The 5,814-nt window shown below is 61.9% G+C and carries 6 protein-coding genes; 3 read left to right on the top strand and 3 right to left on the bottom strand.

Annotation, left to right across the window (positions count from 1 at the left end):
- On the top strand, positions 1–291 hold a 291-nt coding region (locus EN742_RS21555; protein WP_210214472.1), incomplete at its 5' end, for a hypothetical protein.
- A 209-nt stretch (positions 292–500) separates the two neighbouring features.
- Here EN742_RS21555 and EN742_RS21550 read toward each other — a convergent pair.
- Positions 501–1,511, bottom strand: coding sequence for a fatty acid desaturase (locus EN742_RS21550; RefSeq protein ID WP_127420988.1), 1,011 nt, complete (start codon positions 1,509–1,511; stop codon positions 501–503).
- Between the two features lie 228 nt (positions 1,512–1,739).
- Here EN742_RS21550 and EN742_RS21545 point away from each other — a divergent pair, with 228 nt between their 5' ends.
- Both EN742_RS21545 and bmt read left to right on the top strand, forming a co-directional pair.
- Positions 1,740–2,582 carry a helix-turn-helix transcriptional regulator gene (locus EN742_RS21545; protein WP_126054109.1) on the top strand — a complete coding sequence of 281 codons (843 nt, stop codon included), beginning with the start codon at positions 1,740–1,742 and terminating at the stop codon, positions 2,580–2,582.
- Positions 2,583–2,760: 178 nt separating this feature from the next.
- Positions 2,761–3,777 carry a betaine--homocysteine S-methyltransferase gene (gene bmt / locus EN742_RS21540; RefSeq protein WP_126054108.1) on the top strand — a complete coding sequence of 339 codons (1,017 nt, stop codon included), beginning with the start codon at positions 2,761–2,763 and terminating at the stop codon, positions 3,775–3,777.
- Positions 3,778–3,795: 18 nt separating this feature from the next.
- Here bmt and EN742_RS21535 read toward each other — a convergent pair whose 3' ends face one another.
- Positions 3,796–4,083 (bottom strand): hypothetical protein, encoded by a 288-nt coding sequence (locus tag EN742_RS21535; protein ID WP_126054107.1) that lies wholly within the window; start codon positions 4,081–4,083, stop codon positions 3,796–3,798.
- A gap of 369 nt (positions 4,084–4,452) precedes the next feature.
- A partial coding sequence (locus EN742_RS21530; protein ID WP_148670184.1) for a von Willebrand factor type A domain-containing protein occupies positions 4,453–5,814 on the bottom strand: 1,362 nt, incomplete at its 5' end.

The following is a 5,814-nucleotide window of genomic DNA, read 5'->3' as shown; positions in this document are numbered from 1 at the left end:
GACATGACCAGCATGGTCGACAAAGTCGCATCGGCAGCGATCGAGGCAATCAAGGCTGGCGATAGCGTTTACGTTCGCGACGACGGCAACACGTTCCTGATCGACGGCGACGTTGACATGAAAGCAGTAGCCCGCGCGGCGATCCAGGCCATGCGCGAGCCGACCCAAGCAATGCTAGACGCAGTGTCGAAGGCGGAGGAAGACGGCGGCTACATCGCCGCCGCGTTCGAGCATATGGAGGTTGATGACGCTTGGCCCATTATGATCGACGCCGCACTAGCGGGCGGATGACAGGATCACATCAGTATCACATTCAAAAATCAGGAAGCCCGGAACGCCTTAATTTCCGGGCTTTTTTGCGCTTACCACGTCCGATCATACATCGGCAAGGCCGCAACGAATTCGCTCATGCCTGGATTTGACCGCTGTTCTGGAAAACTGACAAGATCGCGGACGCGAGCCGCCCGCAGCATAGATGCCGCGTGGCGGCTATACCGGGATCATTCCTTCGGCGGCTCGGCCGGAACCGGCGCGCTGCCTAGCCCATTGACGTTGCGCGCCCGAACCCGCGGCTTGAATGCCCGGCCCGGCTCCGGCGCGCGCCGCAGCACCGGATGGACGATTGGCTCCTTCGCCTTGAAGGCATGCGCCTTGAGCAGCGCGAAATAGTTCGGGTAGGCATAGCCATTGTTCATCCGCAGCCACTCCTCGCGGCGGTCGCGGAACAGCTTCGGCAGTCTGTACCAGGCAACCGTCGGGCTCTTGTGATGAACGAAATGCAGATTGTTGTTGAGGAACAGGAAGGACAGCGGCGAGCGCTCGATGATCACCGTGCGCCCTTCCGGATGCTCCGACCACTGATGCTCGGCATAGGTGCGGATCGAAATCATCGACTGGCCGAGCCAAACCGGCACCAGGATGTAGAGCCACAGCGGAATGCCGAAGCCGAACGTCACGATCGGCACGACTACGGCAAGGCCGACGGCGTGCAGCAGCCATGCCTTGCGGATCGCCTTGTCGCCGGCAGCAATCTGCTTGGCGTCGTCGATGAAGAAACCGATCGACGACAGCCACGGACCGAGAATGAGCCGGCCTATCATCGTGTTGTTGACCTTCAGCAGGAATTTCATCGCCGGCGGCAACTCCTCATGCATCCAGAGCGCCTGATAATAGCTCTCCGGATCGTCAAGCGGATCAGTCAGCCGCTCGTCGGCATGGTGGCGAAGATGGATCGTCTTGAAGCGGCGGAACGGCCACACCACGCCGATCGGCAGGAAGACAAAGGCTTCATTGATCCGCGCATTGCGTGTCGGATGGCCGTGCAGCACTTCGTGCATCAGCGAGGATTGCAGCGCGGCGGTCAGGGCCAGGGCGCCGAGCGCCAGTATCGGATAGGATGGCCAGAGAAGGAAGCCGGTGGCGAGCCAGGTGCCGTAGCAGAAAAATGCCAAGAACACGGTCGGCCATTCGATAGCCGCTGCACTGCTACGTCTCTTAGTCATGCTTGCCATGCGATCGACCACTGCCCTCCAGTCGCCGGAACCACTTTGATTCCTGACAGCATTGTGTCAGGAGCCTGCCGTTGTCGCAACGCGACAAAGCGCACAAACTGTTGCGAGTGCGCATTTTCAGCCGCATATGTTATACATTGTAAACAAAACGGAGGATTCATTTACGCCTGAGCCACGTTCAATTCGGCTTCGGCGCAAATTTTTCCTCTCCAAAGCTGGAGCAGCATGATGGACAAGCGCGACCTGTCGACTCTCTTCCGAGAGCGCCTGAAATTGCTCTTGACACGCTCGGACCTGAACCAGTCGGCTTTCGCGACAGCGGTCGGCATAGACCGCTCGGCGCTGTCGCAACTGCTCTCCGGGACGTCGACCCGACTGCCCCGCGCGGAGACGCTGCTCAACATCGCCGCCGAGTTCAAAGTGTCACTCGACTGGCTGCTAGGCCTGAGCCATGACGAAGGCGTCACCGGCGAAATCCGCGAGAGCCTGGAGATCGAGGAGGCCCCCGACGGCTTCGACCGCACGCTGCTCGCCAAATGGCACTCCGAGGCGGCGGGAACGAAAATCCGCTACGTACCGGCCGGCATTCCCGACTTGCTGCGCACCGAGGCGCTGGTCGACTACGAGGCGAACATCACCAACAAGAGCCGCGAGGCGCAGGCGGGCGAGACGCAATACCGCATCGACTATACCAGGCGCCCGGAGACCGACATGGAGGTCTGCATGCCGCGCCACACGCTCGAGATCTTCGCGCGCGGGCTAGGCGTCTGGGACCGCTTTCCCGAGGCCGAGCGCCGCCAGCAGCTTCTACACATGGCGACACTGCTCGATGATCTCTATCCGACCTTCCGCCTGTACCTCTATGACGGGCGCATGCGCTACTCGATCCCCTACACCATCTTCGGGCCCTACCGAGCCGCCATCTATGTCGGCGACATGTATCTGGTGCTGAATGCCACGCAGCCGATCCGCACCTTGACCAGCCATTTCGACAATCTGATCCGCGCCGCCGACATCAATGCGCATGAGGCGGCGAGCTTCGCGCAAAGGCTGGCTGAGGTCCAATTTTGACGGCTGACCGCCGGCTTTGAGATTGACGTCATATAAAGAGTTCTTTATATCCTTATCTCGATAGCAGATTCCGCAAAAGTGCCCTCGCGGTTTTGCGAGCAGAACCTGAAGCAATAGAACAACAAGCAGGCGGAGCGAAGCGAAACCTGCTTGGAACTCCCGGAAGGCGTATGTCATCATGACCAACCCGATCGAGGCATTGCTTGCCGAAAAGGGCGTGCTGCTCGCCGATGGCGCCACCGGCACCAATCTGTTCGCCATGGGCCTGGAAGCCGGCGAAGCGCCGGAGTTGCTGAACGAGACCGCGCCCGACACCATCACCAGCCTGCACCAGAACTTCGTCGATGCTGGCGCCGACATCATCCTGACCAACTCCTTCGGCGGCACCCGCCACCGGCTGAAGCTGCATCATGCCCAGGATCGCGTACATGCGTTGAACAAGCGCGCCGCCGAAATCGCGCGCGCGGTCGCCGACAAGGCTAACCGCAAGGTGATCGTCGCAGGCTCTGTCGGACCGACCGGCGAATTGCTGGTGCCGCTCGGCGCCATGACCTATGACGAGGCGGTAGACGCCTTCGCCGAGCAGATCGAAGGCCTCAAGGCGGGCGGCGCCGAAGTCGCCTGGATCGAGACCATGTCGGCACCGGACGAAATCCGCGCCGCGGCCGAGGCCGCCATCCGCGTCGGCCTGCCCTACACCTATACCGGCTCTTTCGACACCGCCGGCCGCACCATGATGGGCTTGCTGCCGAAGGACATCCACGGTGTCGTCGACGGGCTGTCGCAAGATCCGCTCGGCGTCGGGGCCAATTGCGGCGTCGGCGCGTCCGACATCCTGGCCTCGCTGCTCGACATGACCGAAGCCAGGCCGGAGGCGACGGTGATCGTCAAGGGCAATTGCGGCATCCCGGAATTCCGCGGCACCGAGATCCATTATTCCGGCACGCCGGAACTGATGGCCGACTATGTCAGGCTCGCCGTTGATGCCGGCGCCAAGATCGTCGGCGGCTGCTGCGGCACCTCGTTCCAGCATCTTGCCGCCATGCGCAAGGCGCTCGACGCCCACACCAGATCGAGCCGCCCGACCATCGACACGATCGTCGAGCGCATCGGCCCGATGCGCAACAAGGTGGCGACGCCTAACACCGCCGAGACCAGCGAAGCTCGCCGCGAACGCCGTCGCGGGCGGGCCTGAACCAATCGGCCGTTTCGGCTATTCGCTGTTTTCGGCGTAGCGCGACAGTGCTGTCTTGATGTCGGTGGTGCTGCCGGCGTCGCTGCCCATCGTCACCAATGCGCCGGATGCGCCGGGATCGCTGATCTGCTCCAGCATGACGCGGAAGCGGTCGTTGTTGAGGGCCGACATCGCGGTGGTGCGGGCGGCATCGACATCGCTCTTGATGCGTCGGGATTCCGCCGATGGCGTCGGTGAAACGGTCGCTCCCGGCGCCTGCGCGTTCCTTGCCGCTGGCGTCGAATTCGCGATGAACCTGATCTGCAACTTTGGCCCCCCACAAGCCTGTCTATTAGCTCTTCGTAACAAGAGGGGATTGCGATCATCTTCCCGAAAAACCACGCAATTTAACGATCTGCCGAAATCGGGAGCCGGGTTTGGAATCTGTTTAGATTCAGGTCAGGCCGAGCCGGAGTCGAAGACGGGCGCGAAGCGAACAAACTGGGAGGTCTGAGAACCGCGCGTGAGCACCGCAAGCGCAGGACGACGACGTTTGCAGGCCGCCTTGCCTGAATCTCGACAGATCCTCAAAAAAAGGCCGGCAAGGTTTTCCTTGCCGGCCTGCCTCACCCGCCCGTAGGCCGGCTCCCCCGTATCAGAACGATCCCGTCTGAAAGGAGCCGGCCGTTATTGCCACTACCGGTTACCGCCCAGCGCCGAGGCAAGGCGCACAAGCGACAAGAATTCCGACCTGTAGCCAAACGGATCGGCTCCTCGGGCGGCGGTGGCAATCTCCATGATCTTGTCGTAACCGAACTTCGCGGTCGCATCCTCGTCGCGCAGCTTCTGGCCGAACGCGGCGACCGCGACCGAGAAGCGCTGATCGGTGCCGGCCTGGTCGAAGGACTGGACCTCGTTGGCCGATGTCACCGGCGTGGTGATCAGCTTCGAGGTGTCCTCGTTGGGCAGCTTGTAGCGGATCTTGACGAAGGCATATTCGTCGGCATTGGCGACGCCGCCATTGTTGACCGTCGCCTGGCCGTAGCGCAGCGGGTCAATCTGCTCGCCGCCGCTGCCCTTCGGTGTGATCTCGTAGATCGCGGTCACCGAATGGCCGGAACCGATATCGCCGGCATCGACGCGGTCGTTGTTGAAATCCTCGCGGTTGAGCGCGCGGGTCTCATAGCCGATCAGCCGGTATTCCGAGACCTTGTCCGGATTGAACTCGACCTGGATCTTGACGTCCTTGGCGATGGTGAACAGCGTCGAGGACGCGTCCTCGACCAGTACCTTCTCGGCCTCGGCGAGCGTATCGATATAGGCGGCGGTGCCGTTGCCGTTCTGCGCGATGGTCTGCATCATCTGGTCGTTCAGATTGCCCCGTCCGAAACCGAACACCGACAGGAAGACGCCGGTCTTGCGCTCCTGCTCGATCAACCGCTTCAGGTCGTCGTCATCTGTCTGGCCGACATTGAAGTCGCCGTCTGTGGCGAGCATCACACGGTTGACGCCATCCTTGACGAAGGATTGCTGGGCAAGCTTGTAAGCTTCCCGGATACCCGCCTCGCCCGCCGTCGAGCCGCCAGGCTGCAGATGATCGATGGCCGACAGGATCTTGTCCTTCTCGGCGACCTTGGTCGGCATCAGCACCGTGCCGGCGTCGCCCGCATAGGTGACAATCGAGACGGTGTCGTCGGGCTTGAGCTTGCTGACCAGCAGGCGGAAGGCCGACTGCAACAACGGCAGCTTGTCCTGCTCGTTCATCGAACCCGACACGTCGATCAGGAACACCAGGTTGGCCTTGGGCTGCTCGGTCGGCTTGACGTCGAAACCCTTGATGGCGACGTGCATCAGCTTGGTGTGCTCGTTCCACGGCGTCGGCATGACGCTGACGGTCGAGTTGAACGGCGTCGAGGCCGCTTCCGGTCCCTTCCAGTCATAGGGGAAGTAGTTGATCATCTCCTCGACGCGGACCGTGTCGGCCTGCGGCAGGTAGCCTTCCTTCAGCGAGCGCCGTACGAAGGAATAGGAGGCGGTGTCGACGTCGATCGAGAAGGT

Source organism: Mesorhizobium sp. M4A.F.Ca.ET.020.02.1.1, assembly GCF_004022645.1.
In the GTDB taxonomy this organism is placed as follows: domain Bacteria; phylum Pseudomonadota; class Alphaproteobacteria; order Rhizobiales; family Rhizobiaceae; genus Mesorhizobium.
This window is presented reverse-complemented; position numbering and strand designations above follow the sequence as displayed.

What these genes read in the sequence shown, in the direction of transcription:
- EN742_RS21550 (WP_127420988.1), bottom strand. Translation starts at nt 1,511, where the DNA reads ATGGCAAGCATGACTAAGAGACGTAGCAGTGCAGCGGCTATCGAATGG.
- EN742_RS21545 (WP_126054109.1), top strand. Translation starts at nt 1,740, where the DNA reads ATGGACAAGCGCGACCTGTCGACTCTCTTCCGAGAGCGCCTGAAATTG.
- bmt (WP_126054108.1), top strand. Translation starts at nt 2,761, where the DNA reads ATGACCAACCCGATCGAGGCATTGCTTGCCGAAAAGGGCGTGCTGCTC.